The organism is Streptomyces netropsis (genome assembly GCF_014203545.1).
Lineage (GTDB): Bacteria > Actinomycetota > Actinomycetes > Streptomycetales > Streptomycetaceae > Streptomyces > Streptomyces netropsis.
Window position 1 is genome coordinate 84,830 of record NZ_JACHJG010000009.1, and the last position, 12,533, is coordinate 97,362.

Here is a 12,533-nt window from a genome sequence, read left to right on the forward strand (position 1 = left end):
ACATCCCACCAGATCCCGGGGGCTCTCGCCCGCGCTTTCGAGGAAAGGGGGGCGGGAGGACGAGGAAGGTCAGGCCGGGTCCTCGGCCTCCACCACCCGGGTCAGCAGGGTGAGGAACTGTTCCCGCTCGGCGGGGGTGAGCGGGGCGAGCAGTGTCTCGTTCGCCTCGTCGCCCAGTTTCGCGAGCCGGGTGAGACGTCTGCGGCCCTCGGGGGTGATGGTGATGGCGTTCTTACGGCGGTCGCCCGGGTCGGGAGTGCGGGTGACGAGGTCGCCGGCCTGGAGGTCGTTGAGGATGCCGACCATGTCCTTGGGGTCGAAGCCGGTGGTGCGGCCGAGTTCGGCCTGGGCCACCGGCCCGAGGTCGGCGACGGCGGACAGCACCGCGTGGTGCGGCATGCGCATGCCCTCGCGGGCCAGCGCCTCGCCCACGAGGCGGCGGCCTCGTGCGGAGGCGCGGCCCAGCAGCCAGCTGGGCAGGGAGCGGATCCGGGTGAGGGCGGGCTCGTTCTCTGTCATGGCGGCACCCTATCCACAGAATCGTTGGAACCCCCCACGAAAAACCATTGGCCTCACCCATGAATTCTTGTATCGTTGGGGTCGCCAACGACATCCGTGGAGGTAGAGGAAACACATGCGTCGCGTCCGGTATCACGAGAACGGCGGCCCCGAGGTCCTGCGCGTCGAGGAGACCGACGTCCCGCGGCCGGGCCCCGGCGAACTGCTGCTGCGCACCGAGGCGATCGGCGTCACCCTGCCGGTGGTCCGCAAGGTCCGCGGCGGTGGCCTGCCGCTCCCCGCGAGCCTGGGCGGCGAGGTCGCCGGGGAGATCGTCGCCGTCGGCCCGGACGTGACCGGGTTCGCGGTCGGCGAGCGCGTCACGGGCCTGTGCTTCGGCGACGGCTACGCCGACTACTCCCTCCTCCACTCCTCGATGGCCTCACCCGTCCCCGAGGGCGCGAGCGCCACCGACGCGGTCGCGCTCGTGCGCTGCGGGCTGGTCGCCCTCGGCGCCTACGAGGCCGCCCGCCCGGCCGAGGGCGAGTCGGTGCTCGTGACGGCGGCCGCGAGCGGTGCCGGGCACCTCGCCGTGCAGCTCGCCAAGGCGCGCGGCGCGGGGCGGGTCGTGGCCGCCGTCGGCTCGGCCGCCAAGGCGGACTTCGTACGGTCGCTGGGGGCGGACGAGGTCGTGACCTACGACCGGCTCCCGGCCCGCGGTGAGTCCGGAGCGTCCGCGACCCCCTTCGAGCCCGTGGACATCGCCTTGGACGCGGTCGGCGGCGAACTGCTCTCCCCCGCCGTCACCTCGCTCGCACCGGGCGGCCGGCTGGTGGCGTACAGCTCGGGCGGCGGGACCATCGAGGCGTACGACCTGCTGGTGGGCGCCAAGTCCGCCATCGGCTTCCAGATGGCGATCGTCGCCCGCCACCGCCCCGCGCTGATGGAACAGTGGCGGCAGGAGCTGTGGGGACTGTTCACCGCCGGGCGGCTGCGGCCACACGTCCACGTCGAACTGCCGCTGGAGGAGGCGGCCACGGCGCACGCGATCATCGAGTCCCGCGCCAACCGGGGCAAGGTGGTCCTGCGACCCGTGTGAGCGCATTCGGCTCATGGCGCTTGTGGGGTGAGGAACCGCCACGTACGTTCGGCCCACCGGACATGGGATGTGTGGGACGTCCGGTCCACCGTGTCACGACATGTCATGACGTGCCTCGACGCGAAAGGGACGGGCCATGGCGCCGCTTCCTCCGGCACAGCCCCCGCGCACCCTCAGACCGGTCCCCCGGCAGGCCGTCCGCCGGGCCTTCGGGCGCACCGCCGTACGGCGTGTCACGGCCGCCGCGCTCGCGGGCGCCGTACTCGCCCTCCTCCCCCAGCCACCGCGGGCCACGGCGGCGGTGGACCCCGCCGCCGTGGCTCGTTCCGGTTTCGAGGAGCGTGTGCTGTTCAAGGCCGCGCAGGACCCCGGCTACGCCTGTTACCGCATTCCCGCGCTCGTCACCACCGTTCGCGGCACGCTCCTCGCCTTCGCCGAGGGCCGCAAGCACAACTGCGGGGACGCCACCGACATCGACGTCGTCCTCAAGCGCTCCACCGACGGCGGCCGCACCTGGGGCCCGCTGCTCGTCGTCGACGCCGGGCACGGCGACACGCACGGCAACCCGGCGCCCGTCGTCGACCGGCGCACCGGCCGGATCGTGCTGGCCACCACGTACAACAAGGGCCGCCCGGACGCCGGGAACTGCGACACGCCCTGCGAGCGCACCCCCCACCTCCAGCACAGCGACGACGACGGTCTGACCTGGTCACGGCCGCGCGACCTGAGCACGACGCTCCGGCCGCGCGGCTGGAACTCCTGGTACGCGACCGGGCCGGGGCACGGCATCCAGCTCGCGCACGGGCGGCACCGGGGCCGGCTGATCGTCGGGATCAACGCCGAGAGCCACGACGGGACGCGGCCCACCGCGAACCACGCGGCGCTCGCCTACAGCGACGACTCCGGTGCCCACTGGCGGCTCGGCGCGGTGGACACCCACCGGATCGGCACCGACGGCACGTACCGGCAGAAGCCCTCCGAACTGACCCTCGCCGAACGGACCGACGACCGGACCGACGACGGCTCCGGCTCCGGCTCCGGCTCCGGCTCCGGCGGCACCGTGTACGTGGGCGGGCGCGAACAGGACGGCACGGACCTCGGCAACCGCGACCACGCCGTCAGCCGTGACGGGGGCGGGCACTTCGCCGCGCCCTTCCGGGCCGTCCCCGACCTGTACACCCCCATGGTCCAGGGGTCCGTCCTGCCGCTGCCGTCCGGCCGCTGGCTGCTCTCCGCGCCCGCCGACCCCGACCGCCGCCGCACGATGACCATCCGCTCCTCGTACGACCAGGGCCGCACCTGGGAAGGCGTCGACCGCGGCAGGGCGGTCACCGCCGACTGGTCCGGCTACTCCGACATGACGGTCGTCGGCCGCGCCGACGCCGGGCTGCTCTACGAGGCGGGCAAGGCCGACGCCCGCGACGAGATGCGCTTCACCCGCTTCACCGAGGACTGGCTCGGCCCGCACCGCGGCCCCGGTCCGACGACCCCCGACCACGCCCCGGGCGCGCGGGGGGCGTATGTGCTCGGCGGGGCCCGGCCGGTCGGCGGCCGGTTCGGCGGGGCGCTCGCCTTCGACGGCACGGACGACGCGGTGCGGCTCCCCCACCGGGCCTCCCTGCCGCTGGGCGAGGGGGACTTCACGGCCTCGCTGTGGTTCCGCTACACCGCCACCCGGGGCGAGCAGCCGCTGCTGTGGATGGGCGGGGTCGGCGGGGCCCCGCAGGTGGCGCTGCGCGGGGAGCCGGGCGCGCGGCGGATCACCGGGCAGATCACCGGCATCGTCGGCAAGGGCCCGTCCAGGACGGCCACGGTCCGGTCGGCCGGCGCGTACAACGACGGACAGTGGCACCACGCGGCGCTGCGCCGCGCGGACGGACTCCTCACGCTCACCGTCGACGGCGTCGAGACGTCCGCACCCGATGTGCCGGGGACGGTCAGCCGGACATCGACCTTCGGGGTGCATCTGGGGCAGAAGCCCGACAGCCGGTCGCATCTGACCGGGGATCTGGACGAGGTACGGGTCTATCGGCGGGCGCTGTCCGACGGGGAGCTCACGGTGCTGGACAAGACGGACGCGGCGCTCGGTGACGCGGTTCTGCGGCTGCCGCTGGACTTCGCATAGTGCTTCGCCAGGACCGCGCAGACCATCAGTTGCATCTGGTGGAAGAGCATCAGCGGCAGGACCGCGAGGCTCGCGTGGGCGCCGAAGAGGACACCGGCCATCGGGAGCCCGCAGACGAGGCCCTTCTTCGAGCCGCAGAACACGATCGCTATCCGGTCCTCGCGACCGAAGCCGAGCCACCGTGAGCCGTAGCCGGTAAGGGTGAGCATCACGGCCAGCAGCACGGCCTCCACCCCGACGAGCGCGAGCAGCCGCAGGGGGGTCACCTGCTGCCACACCCCCCGCACCATCCCCGCGCTGAACGCCGCGTAGACGACGAGGAGGATCGAACCGCGGTCGACCTGGCCCAGCGCCTTGCCGTGGCGGGTGAGGAAGCCGCCCACCCGGCGCCGCAGCAGTTGCCCCGCCAGGAACGGGACGAGCAACTGGCCCACGATCGACACCAGCGAGCGCGGCGAGAACCCGCCGCCGCTGCCGCCCAGCAGCAGGGCCGCCAGCAGCGGGGTGAGGACGATGCCGACGACGCTGGAGAACGAGCCCGCGCAGACCGCGGCCGCCACATTGCCGCGCGCGAGGGAGGTGAAGGCGATCGAGGACTGGATGGTGGAGGGCACCAGGCACAGGAAGAGCAGCCCGGCCTGGAGTTCCGGCGTCAGTACGGACGGCACGAGGCCCCGGGAGGCCAGGCCGAGCAGCGGGAAGAGGACGAACGTGGCGGTGAGGACCGTCAGGTGCAGTCGCCAGTGCCGCATGCCGTCCATCGCCTCGCGGGTGGAGAGCCGGGCTCCGTAGAGGAAGAACAGCAGGGCGACCGCGCCCGTGGCCGCGCCGTCGGCGACGCCCGCGGCGGGGCCCCGGGCGGGCAGCAGCGCGGCGAGCGCGACCGTGCCGAGCAGGGCCGCGATGTACGGGTCCACGGGGATGCGGGAGAGGAAGGCGGGGCGTCGCATGACGTCCAGCCTGCCCCGGGCCCGGCTCATCGGGAACCCCGTTCACCGCACTGACTGTTATCACGATCGGCGATAGCCTCGGTCCATGTTCGATCCGACGCAGTTGCGCACCTTCCTGACCGTCGCCCAGACACTGAGCTTCACGCAGGCCGCCGACCGCCTCGGTCTGCGGCAGTCGACGGTCAGTCAGCAGATCCGCCGGCTGGAGGACACGGCCGGGCGGCAGCTGTTCGTCCGTGACACGCACAGCGTGCGGCTGACCGAGGACGGCGAGGCGATGCTCGGCTTCGCGGGCACGATCCTGGAGGCGAACGAGCGGGCCGCGAGCTGGTTCACGGGGACCCGGCTGCGCGGGCGGCTGCGGTTCGGGGCCTCGGAGGACTTCGTGTCGACCCGGCTGCCGGAGATCCTGGAAGGCTTCCGCCGCGAGCACCCGGAAGTCGATCTGGAGCTGACGGTGGAGCTGTCCGCCACGCTGCACGAGCTGCTCGCGGCCGGGCGGCTCGACCTCGTGCTCGCCAAGCGCGGTGCGGACGGGACGCGGGGGCGGCTGGTGTGGCGGGACAAGCTGGTGTGGATCGGCAGCGACCGGCTGCGCCTGGACCCCGGCCGGCCGCTGCCGCTGGTGGTCTACCCGCCGCCCGCCCTGACCCGGGCGCGGGCCCTGACGGTGCTGGAGCAGGGCGGCCGCGCCTGGCGGGTGACGTGCACGAGCCGCAGCCTCAACGGCCTGGTCGCGGCGGCCCGCGCCGGGCTGGGGGTGATGCCGTACGCGCGGGGCATGATCCCGCCGGGGCTGGTGCGGATCCCGGCCCGGGCGGGGCTGCCGGAGCTGGGCGCCGTCGACATGGTGCTGCTGCACGGCACCGCGCGCGGTGCGGCGCGGGAGCCCGCGGAGGCGCTCGCGGAGGCGATCCTCGCGGGCGGTGACCGGCTGCACGGCCCGGACGGCTTCACCCCGGGCCCGGCGTGAAGCCGTGGGCCCCGGCCCCGGTGGCAGGCCTGGTCCAGGCCTGCCACCGGGTGTGGTCCAGGCCTGACGTGAGCACAAGGAGCGCCGGTGCGCCCGTCGCGGAGATTCCGTGCGGATCCGCCCGGGCCCCGCACATCAAGCGGTACGAAAGGGGTTCGGGCCGGTACCCGACCGGGTACGGTCACGGCGCTGTGCGGAGCGTCACAAGGAGCGAGTAGTTGCGCGAGTTCACCGTCCCACCGCTGGCGACGACGCCCCACGTCGGAGGACTGGCGGACGTCGTGTTCTCCCACGCCGAGGAGGACCCGGAGCGGGTCGCCCTCGGCCGCAAGTCGGACGGCCGGTGGCACGACGTGACCGCGGCCGCCTTCCGCGACGAGGTCATGGCGCTGGCGAAGGGGCTGCTCGCGCGCGGGGTCCGGTTCGGCGACCGGGTCGCCATCATGTCCCGCACGCGGTACGAGTGGACCCTCTTCGACTTCGCGCTGTGGACGATCGGCGCCCAGCCCGTTCCGCTGTACGCCTCCTCCTCCGCCGAGCAGGTCTTCTGGATGCTGCACGACGCGGGCGTCACCGCCTGCGTCGTCGAGCACGAGGACCACGCGATGACCGTCGGCTCGGTCGTCGACCGGCTTCCGCACCTCACCCGGCTGTGGCAGCTGGACGCGGGGGCGGTCGAGGAGCTCGGCGCGGCCGGGGAGCGGGTCGACGACGAGGTGGTGCACCGGCACCGCATGGCGCTGACCCCCGCCACACCGGCGACGGTCATCTACACCTCGGGCACCACCGGGCGGCCGAAGGGCTGTGTCCTCACCCACGCCAACTTCATGGCCGAGTCCGACAACATCGTCCGGCGCTACGAGCGGGTCTTCCACTCCCGGCCGGGCGACGAGGCGGCCACGCTGCTGTTCCTGCCGCTCGCCCATGTCTTCGGGCGGATGGTGCAGGTCGCGGCGGTGCGCGGCCGGGTCAAGCTGGGCCACCAGCCCCAGGCGACGGCCGCCGCGCTGCTGCCCGATCTGCGGGCCTTCCGCCCGACGTTCGTCCTCGCCGTGCCGTACGTCTTCGAGAACGTCTTCGCCGCCGCCCGGCGCGCCGCGGAGAACGACGGCAAGGCCGTGCCGTTCGACAAGGCCGTCGACGTGGCGGTGCGGTACGCGGAGGCGCTGGAGCACAAGGCGTTCGGCACCGGTCCGGGGCCGTCCGCCGGGCTGCGCGTACAGCACCAGCTCTACGACCGGCTCGTCTACGCCAAGGTGCGCGACGCGCTGGGCGGCAGGGTGCGGCACGCCATGTCGGGCGGCTCAGCAATGGAGCGGCGGCTGGGGCTGTTCTTCGCGGGCGCGGGGATCACGGTCTTCGAGGGGTACGGGCTGACCGAGACGACCGGGGCCGCGACGGCCAACCCGCCCGAGCGGACCCGGTTCGGGACCGTGGGCCGGCCGGTGCCGGGGACGACCGTGCACATCGCGGAGGACGGGGAGATCTGGCTGCGCGGCGGGCAGGTCTTCTCCGGCTATCTGAGTGACCGCAAGGCCACCGACGCCGTGCTGCGCGGCGGCTGGCTCGCCACCGGTGACGTGGGCGAGCTGGACGCGGACGGCTATCTGACCATCACCGGGCGGAAGAAGGAGATCCTGGTGACGTCCAGTGGGCGCAGCGTGTCGCCGCTGCCACTGGAGGAGCGGGTACGGTCGCACCCGCTGGTCGACCGGTGCGTGGTCGTCGGCAACGACCGCCCCTATCTCGCCGCTCTCGTCACCCTCGATCCGGACGCGGTGGCGCACTGGCTGGCCATCCGCGGGAAGCCGGCCCCGCCGCCGGGCGACCTGGTGCGCGACCCGGAGCTGGAGGCCGAGGTCCGGCGGGCGGTGGTGGCCGCCAACACCCTGGTCTCGCAGTCCGAGTCGATCCGTACGTTCCGGATACTGGGGGCCCGGTTCACCGAGGAGCGCGGGCTGCTGACACCGTCGCTGAAGCTCAAACGGAAGGCCATCGAAAAGGCCTACGCACAGGAGGTCGAGGCGCTGTACCGCGCCTGACGAAGAAGGGGAAGGACGGGCGGAATGAAATGGGTGTAATGGGAATGCGATCGGGCAGGTGCCGGTTGACCATGAGGTAAGCACCCCCGACGTAAGGATCGATTGCTCGTGAGCAAGGTCCCTTCCATCACCCTCAACAACGGCGTCGAGATGCCCCAGCTGGGCTTCGGCGTGTGGCAGGTCCCCGACGACGAGGCCACCGCCGCCGTCTCCGAGGCCCTGGCCGCCGGCTACCGCAGCATCGACACCGCCGCGATCTACGAGAACGAGGTGGGTACGGGAAAGGCACTCGCCGCCTCGGGCATCGCGCGTGACGAGCTGTTCGTCACGACCAAGCTGTGGAACAGCGCGTCCGAGACGTGGACGCGCGAGAGTGTTCTGCGCGAGTTCGACGCCTCGCTGGCGAAGCTCGGCCTGGACTACGTGGACCTCTACCTCATCCACTGGCCGCGGGCCGTGCGCGAGGACTACCTGACGATCGTCCGCACCTTCGCGGAGATCGCCGAGAGCGGGCGTGCGAAGGCCGTCGGCGTCTCGAACTTCCAGCCCGCGCACCTCGAGCGGGTGATCGCCGAGACGTCCGTCGTCCCCGCGGTCAACCAGATCGAGCTGCACCCCAACTTCCAGCAGGCGGAGCTGCGCGCCCTCCACGCCCGGCACGGCATCGCCACCGAGGCCTGGTCGCCGCTCGGCCAGGGCAAGGACCTCCTCGCCGACCCGACCATCGGCCGGATCGCCGCCAAGCACGGCAGGACGGCCGCGCAGGTCGTGCTGCGCTGGCACGTCCAGACCGGCAACGTGGCCATTCCCAAGTCGGTGACCCCGTCCCGCATCCGGGAGAACTTCGACGTCTTCGGCTTCGAGCTGGACGACGAGGACCTCACCGCGATCGCCGGGCTCGACAACGGCACGCGCCTCGGCCCGGACCCGGACGAGTTCGACTTCAGCTGATCGAGGGTGGTGACGGCGCCGCGCGCCCTGCCGGACGGCGGGGCGCGCGGCGCCCACAATCGGGGGATGGACGTCTCCGTCGCCCTGTTCACCTCGGACCTACGGCTGCGTGACAACCCCGTGCTCGCCGGGGCGCTGCGCGCGGCGCGCGCTGTGGTGCCGTTGTTCGTCGTCGACTCCGGCGTCGCGGCCGCGGGCTTCGCCGTGCCCAACCGGGCCGCCTTCCTGGCGGACTGCCTCGCCGATCTGGACGAGGCGCTGCGCGAACGCGATGGCCGGCTGGTGGTCCGCCGGGGCGACGTGGTCGAGGAGACCTGCCGGGTGGCCGCGGAGACGGGCGCCGGGGAGGTCCATCTCGCGGGTGGTGCCAGTGGCTTCGCGCTGCGCCGCGAGGAGCGGCTGCGGGCGGCGCTGACGGCGGACGGGCGCGGGCTGCGGGTGCACGACGCGGTGGTCACGGCGGTGCCGCCGGGCGCGGTGCTGCCGACGGGCCGGGACCACTACGCGGTGTTCACCCCGTACTTCCGGCGCTGGTCGGCCGAGGCACTGCGGGACGTGGTCGCCGCGCCGCGCGCGGTCCCGGTGCCCGAGGTGCGCTCGGAGCCCTTGCCCCGGGCCGCGTCGCTCGCCCGGGGCGAGCCGTCCCCGGCGCTGCCGGAGGGTGGCGAGCGGGCGGGGCGCCGCCGCCTCGACGCGTGGCGGCGCACCGGTCTGACGGACTACGCCGACCGGCACGACGACCTGCCCGGGGACGCGACCTCGCGGCTCTCCCCCTATCTGCACTTCGGCTGTCTGTCGCCGGTCGAGCTGGTCACCCGGGCCCGGCAGGCGGGTGGAGCGGGCGCCGAGGCGTTCGTACGCCAGCTGGCGTGGCGGGACTTCCACCACCAGTTGCTCGCGGCCCGCCCCGACGCCGCCCGGCACGACTACCGCACCCGGCACGACCACTGGCGCCAGGACGCCGAGGAGCTGGCCGCGTGGCGGGAGGGCCGTACGGGGTACCCGGTGGTCGACGCGGCGATGCGGCAGCTCGCGCACGAGGGCTGGATGCACAACAGGGCCAGGCTGCTGTCGGCGAGCTTCCTCACCAAGACGCTGTACCTCGACTGGCGGGCGGGTGCCCGGCACTTCCTGGACCTGCTGGTGGACGGGGACATCGCGAACAACCAGCTGAACTGGCAGTGGGTGGCGGGCACCGGCAGCGACACCCGCCCCAACCGGGTCCTCAACCCCCTGGCCCAGGCGAAGCGGTTCGACCCGACCGGGGAGTACGTACGGCGCTGGGTGCCGGAGCTGGCAGGGCTGGAAGGCGCGGCGGTCCACCACCCCTGGCGCCTGCGCGCCGCGGAGCGGGCCCGGTACGCCTACCCCGAGCCGATCGTCGACCTCGACGACGGCCTGGCCCGCTTCCGCCGGGCGCGGGGTGTCGACTGACGGTCAGCCGGCCCGCCCCGCCTCGGGCCGACGGTCGGGGCGCCACCCGGGGCGCCCCGTCAGCCGTCGACGGTCGACACGGCCTCGCCGGGCGAGACGGGCCCGGCGGCCCGTTCGGCACCGGTCGCGGTCAGCGGCAGCGACCGCGCGCCGCCCGCGAGGCGAAGGTAAGGACCGAGCGACCCCGCGTCAGCGGGCCCCGTGGAGCGGGGCCACCGCCTCGACGCGGCGGGCCAGTTCGACGTCGAGGCCGGTGACCTTGCCTCCCGCGCTGTGTGTGTTCACCGTCAGGGAGACCGTGTTGTAGCCGAGCGTCAGATCGGAGTGATGACCCAACTCCTCCTGGATCTGGGCGATGTGAATGACCATCGCCGCCGCCGCGAAGTGCCCCTCGAAGGAGTACGTACGGCTGATCCGATCGCCGTCGGTGGTCCAGCCGGGCAGCTCCTGGAGGCGGTCCTCCACGTCCTTCTGCGAGAGCGGTTCGACTGCCATGGGCGCATCCCCTTCATCGCGAGTACCGGTGGTCCAAGCGTCCCACGCGACGGGGGCGCTTTCGCGTCAATGTGCCGGGCGGCGTACGGCGAGTCGGATGTGCCCTTCCGGGAGGGGGGTGGCGCTTCTATGCTCCTGCGCCGGACGGGACACGTTACCGGCGGTAGGGGGTAGGGGCATGGGCGGTAGGGGCAGCACACGCAGAGGCTTCATCGGCGGGGCGGCGGCCGTTGCCGCGGGCGCCGGTCCGGCCGCGCTGGGCACCCGCGCGGTGGCCGCCCCACGGCGCGGGCCGGGGCGCGCGGCCGGCGGGCGGAGCGTCGCCGTGCTGGGCGGCGGCGTGGCCGGGCTGACGGCCGCGCACGAACTCGCCGAGCGGGGCTTCCAGGTGACCGTGTACGAGAAGAAGGCCCCCGGCGGCAAGGCGCGCAGCATGGACGTGCCGGGCAGTGCGAAGGGCGGCCGCAAGCCGCTGCCCGGCGAGCACGGCTTCCGGTTCTTTCCCGGCTTCTACCAGAACCTCCCCGACACCATGCGGCGCATTCCCTTCCCCGGCAACGCGAACGGCTGTCACGGCAACCTCGTGGCCTCCAGCGAGGTGATGCTGGCCCGGATCGGCCACGAGGACGTCCGCATACCGTTCGGCGTGCTCGGCACCCCTCCCCCGCTGCTCACCCCGGACGCCCTGCGCCGCGCGCTGACCGGTTTCTTCGACGCCTTCGGGAACATCCCGCCGCAGGAGGTGCTGTACTTCGTCGGCCGGCTGCTCGTCTGGTTCACCAGCTGCGACCGGCGGCGGGTCGGCGCCTGGGAGAAGGTGCCGTGGTGGGAGTTCATCCGGGCCGCCCGGATGTCGCCCAACTACCAGCGGCTGCTGGCCATCGGCATCACCCGCAACATCGTGGCGACGAAGGCGGAGGTGGCCAGCACCAAGACGGTCTCGACCTGCATGGAGGCGTTCCTCTTCAACGCGCTGGGCCGCGGCGCGGACGGCCAGCCGGACCGGGTCCTCGACGCGCCCACCAACGAGGCCTGGATCGACCCGTGGGTGAGGCATCTGCGGTCGCTGGGCGTGACCTTCCGCGTCGGCTGGTCGGTCCGGGACCTGCGCATCGCCGGCGGCCGGATCACCGAGGCCGTCGTCCAGGACCCGTCCGGCGCCCGGCAGTCGGTGACCGCCGACCACTTCGTCTCGGCGATGCCGGTCGAGCACGCTCGTGCCACCTGGAACGCGGCGGTGCGGGCCGCCGACCCGAAGCTGGCACGCTGCGACGAGCTCCGGACGGACTGGATGACGGGCATTCAGTTCTATCTGACCGAGCCGACGCCCGTCGTCCACGGTCACGTCAACCACATCGACTCCCCCTGGTCGATCACCTCCGTGGGGCAGGCGCAGTACTGGTCCGGGCGGGACTTCGGGGCCGACTACGGCGACGGAGCGGCCGTGGACTGTCTGTCGGTGGACGTCTCCGAGTGGGACAAGCCCGGCATCCTCTACGGCAGGACGGCCAAGCAGTGCAGCCGCGAGGAGGTCGCCCGCGAGGTGTGGGCGCAGATGAAGGCGGGGCTGAACGACACCGGGCGCACGGTCCTCAGCGACGCCAAGCTCCACTCGTGGTTCCTCGACCCGGCCGTGGAGATCGGCGGCCCCCGGCCGACCAACGACGAGCAGCTCCTCATCCACCCCACCGGCACCTGGTACAACCGCCCGGACGCCCGGACGGCGATCCCCAATCTCTTCCTCTGCGGCGACTACGTGGCCACCGACATCGATCTGGCGACCATGGAGGGCGCCAACGCCGCGGCCCGTGCCGCCGTCAACGCCCTGCTGGAGGAGGTGGGATCGAAGGCCGAGCGGTGTTCGATCACGCCGCTGTACCGGGCACCGGAGCTGGAGCTCCTCAAGGCGCAGGACGAGGTGCGCTACCGCCTGGGGCTGCGCAACGCCCTCGACCTGGGGTAGCCG

Annotated in this window: 10 protein-coding genes; 7 read left to right on the top strand and 3 right to left on the bottom strand. The window is 73.3% G+C overall.

Annotated elements, in window-relative coordinates:
* Window positions 1-69 precede the first annotated feature (69 nt).
* On the bottom strand, window positions 70-519 hold the full coding sequence (locus tag FHS38_RS21475) for a MarR family winged helix-turn-helix transcriptional regulator (RefSeq protein WP_184735797.1): 450 nt from the start codon (window positions 517-519) through the stop codon (window positions 70-72).
* 115 nt (window positions 520-634) lie between these two features.
* On the opposite strand from FHS38_RS21475, the gene FHS38_RS21480 reads away from it, so the two are divergent.
* Both FHS38_RS21480 and FHS38_RS21485 read left to right on the top strand, forming a co-directional pair.
* Window positions 635-1,597 (top strand): quinone oxidoreductase family protein, encoded by a 963-nt coding sequence (locus FHS38_RS21480; RefSeq protein ID WP_184735799.1) that lies wholly within the window; start codon window positions 635-637, stop codon window positions 1,595-1,597.
* Between the two features lie 136 nt (window positions 1,598-1,733).
* A complete protein-coding gene (locus tag FHS38_RS21485) occupies window positions 1,734-3,722 on the top strand; it encodes a sialidase family protein (protein WP_184735801.1) in 1,989 nt (662 codons plus the stop codon).
* Here the strand turns inward: FHS38_RS21485 and FHS38_RS21490 are convergent.
* Window positions 3,623-4,672 (bottom strand): bile acid:sodium symporter family protein, encoded by a 1,050-nt coding sequence (locus tag FHS38_RS21490; RefSeq protein ID WP_184735803.1) that lies wholly within the window; start codon window positions 4,670-4,672, stop codon window positions 3,623-3,625. The genes FHS38_RS21485 and FHS38_RS21490 overlap by 100 nt on opposite strands.
* Window positions 4,673-4,757: 85 nt before the next feature.
* On the opposite strand from FHS38_RS21490, the gene FHS38_RS21495 reads away from it, so the two are divergent.
* The 4 genes from FHS38_RS21495 (at window position 4,758) to FHS38_RS21510 (ending at window position 10,072) form a co-directional block, all read left to right on the top strand.
* Complete coding sequence (locus tag FHS38_RS21495) at window positions 4,758-5,645, top strand: LysR family transcriptional regulator (protein WP_184735805.1); 888 nt, start codon at window positions 4,758-4,760, stop codon at window positions 5,643-5,645.
* Between the two features lie 218 nt (window positions 5,646-5,863).
* Window positions 5,864-7,687, top strand: a complete 1,824-nt coding sequence (locus FHS38_RS21500) for an AMP-dependent synthetase/ligase (RefSeq protein WP_184735807.1) — start codon at window positions 5,864-5,866, stop codon at window positions 7,685-7,687.
* A gap of 108 nt (window positions 7,688-7,795) precedes the next feature.
* Window positions 7,796-8,638 carry an aldo/keto reductase gene (locus FHS38_RS21505; RefSeq protein ID WP_184735809.1) on the top strand — a complete coding sequence of 281 codons (843 nt, stop codon included), beginning with the start codon at window positions 7,796-7,798 and terminating at the stop codon, window positions 8,636-8,638.
* Between the two features lie 66 nt (window positions 8,639-8,704).
* Window positions 8,705-10,072 carry a cryptochrome/photolyase family protein gene (locus FHS38_RS21510; RefSeq protein ID WP_184735811.1) on the top strand — a complete coding sequence of 456 codons (1,368 nt, stop codon included), beginning with the start codon at window positions 8,705-8,707 and terminating at the stop codon, window positions 10,070-10,072.
* A gap of 189 nt (window positions 10,073-10,261) precedes the next feature.
* Here the strand turns inward: FHS38_RS21510 and FHS38_RS21515 are convergent, their stop codons facing one another.
* Window positions 10,262-10,567: a 4a-hydroxytetrahydrobiopterin dehydratase gene (locus tag FHS38_RS21515; protein WP_184735812.1), complete on the bottom strand. Its 306-nt coding sequence runs from the start codon at window positions 10,565-10,567 to the stop codon at window positions 10,262-10,264.
* Between the two features lie 178 nt (window positions 10,568-10,745).
* Between FHS38_RS21515 and FHS38_RS21520 the strand changes: the two genes are divergently transcribed.
* The gene (locus tag FHS38_RS21520; RefSeq protein WP_184735814.1) at window positions 10,746-12,530 is read left to right on the top strand and encodes a hydroxysqualene dehydroxylase; all 1,785 of its coding nucleotides are present in this window, start codon (window positions 10,746-10,748) and stop codon (window positions 12,528-12,530) included.
* Window positions 12,531-12,533 lie beyond the last annotated feature (3 nt).

Coding starts and splice junctions, on each gene's coding strand:
- FHS38_RS21475 (WP_184735797.1), bottom strand. CDS start 519: ATGACAGAGAACGAGCCCGCCCTCACCCGGATCCGCTCCCTGCCCAGC.
- FHS38_RS21480 (WP_184735799.1), top strand. CDS start 635: ATGCGTCGCGTCCGGTATCACGAGAACGGCGGCCCCGAGGTCCTGCGC.
- FHS38_RS21485 (WP_184735801.1), top strand. CDS start 1,734: ATGGCGCCGCTTCCTCCGGCACAGCCCCCGCGCACCCTCAGACCGGTC.
- FHS38_RS21490 (WP_184735803.1), bottom strand. CDS start 4,672: ATGCGACGCCCCGCCTTCCTCTCCCGCATCCCCGTGGACCCGTACATC.
- FHS38_RS21495 (WP_184735805.1), top strand. CDS start 4,758: ATGTTCGATCCGACGCAGTTGCGCACCTTCCTGACCGTCGCCCAGACA.
- FHS38_RS21510 (WP_184735811.1), top strand. CDS start 8,705: ATGGACGTCTCCGTCGCCCTGTTCACCTCGGACCTACGGCTGCGTGAC.
- FHS38_RS21515 (WP_184735812.1), bottom strand. CDS start 10,567: ATGGCAGTCGAACCGCTCTCGCAGAAGGACGTGGAGGACCGCCTCCAG.
- FHS38_RS21520 (WP_184735814.1), top strand. CDS start 10,746: ATGGGCGGTAGGGGCAGCACACGCAGAGGCTTCATCGGCGGGGCGGCG.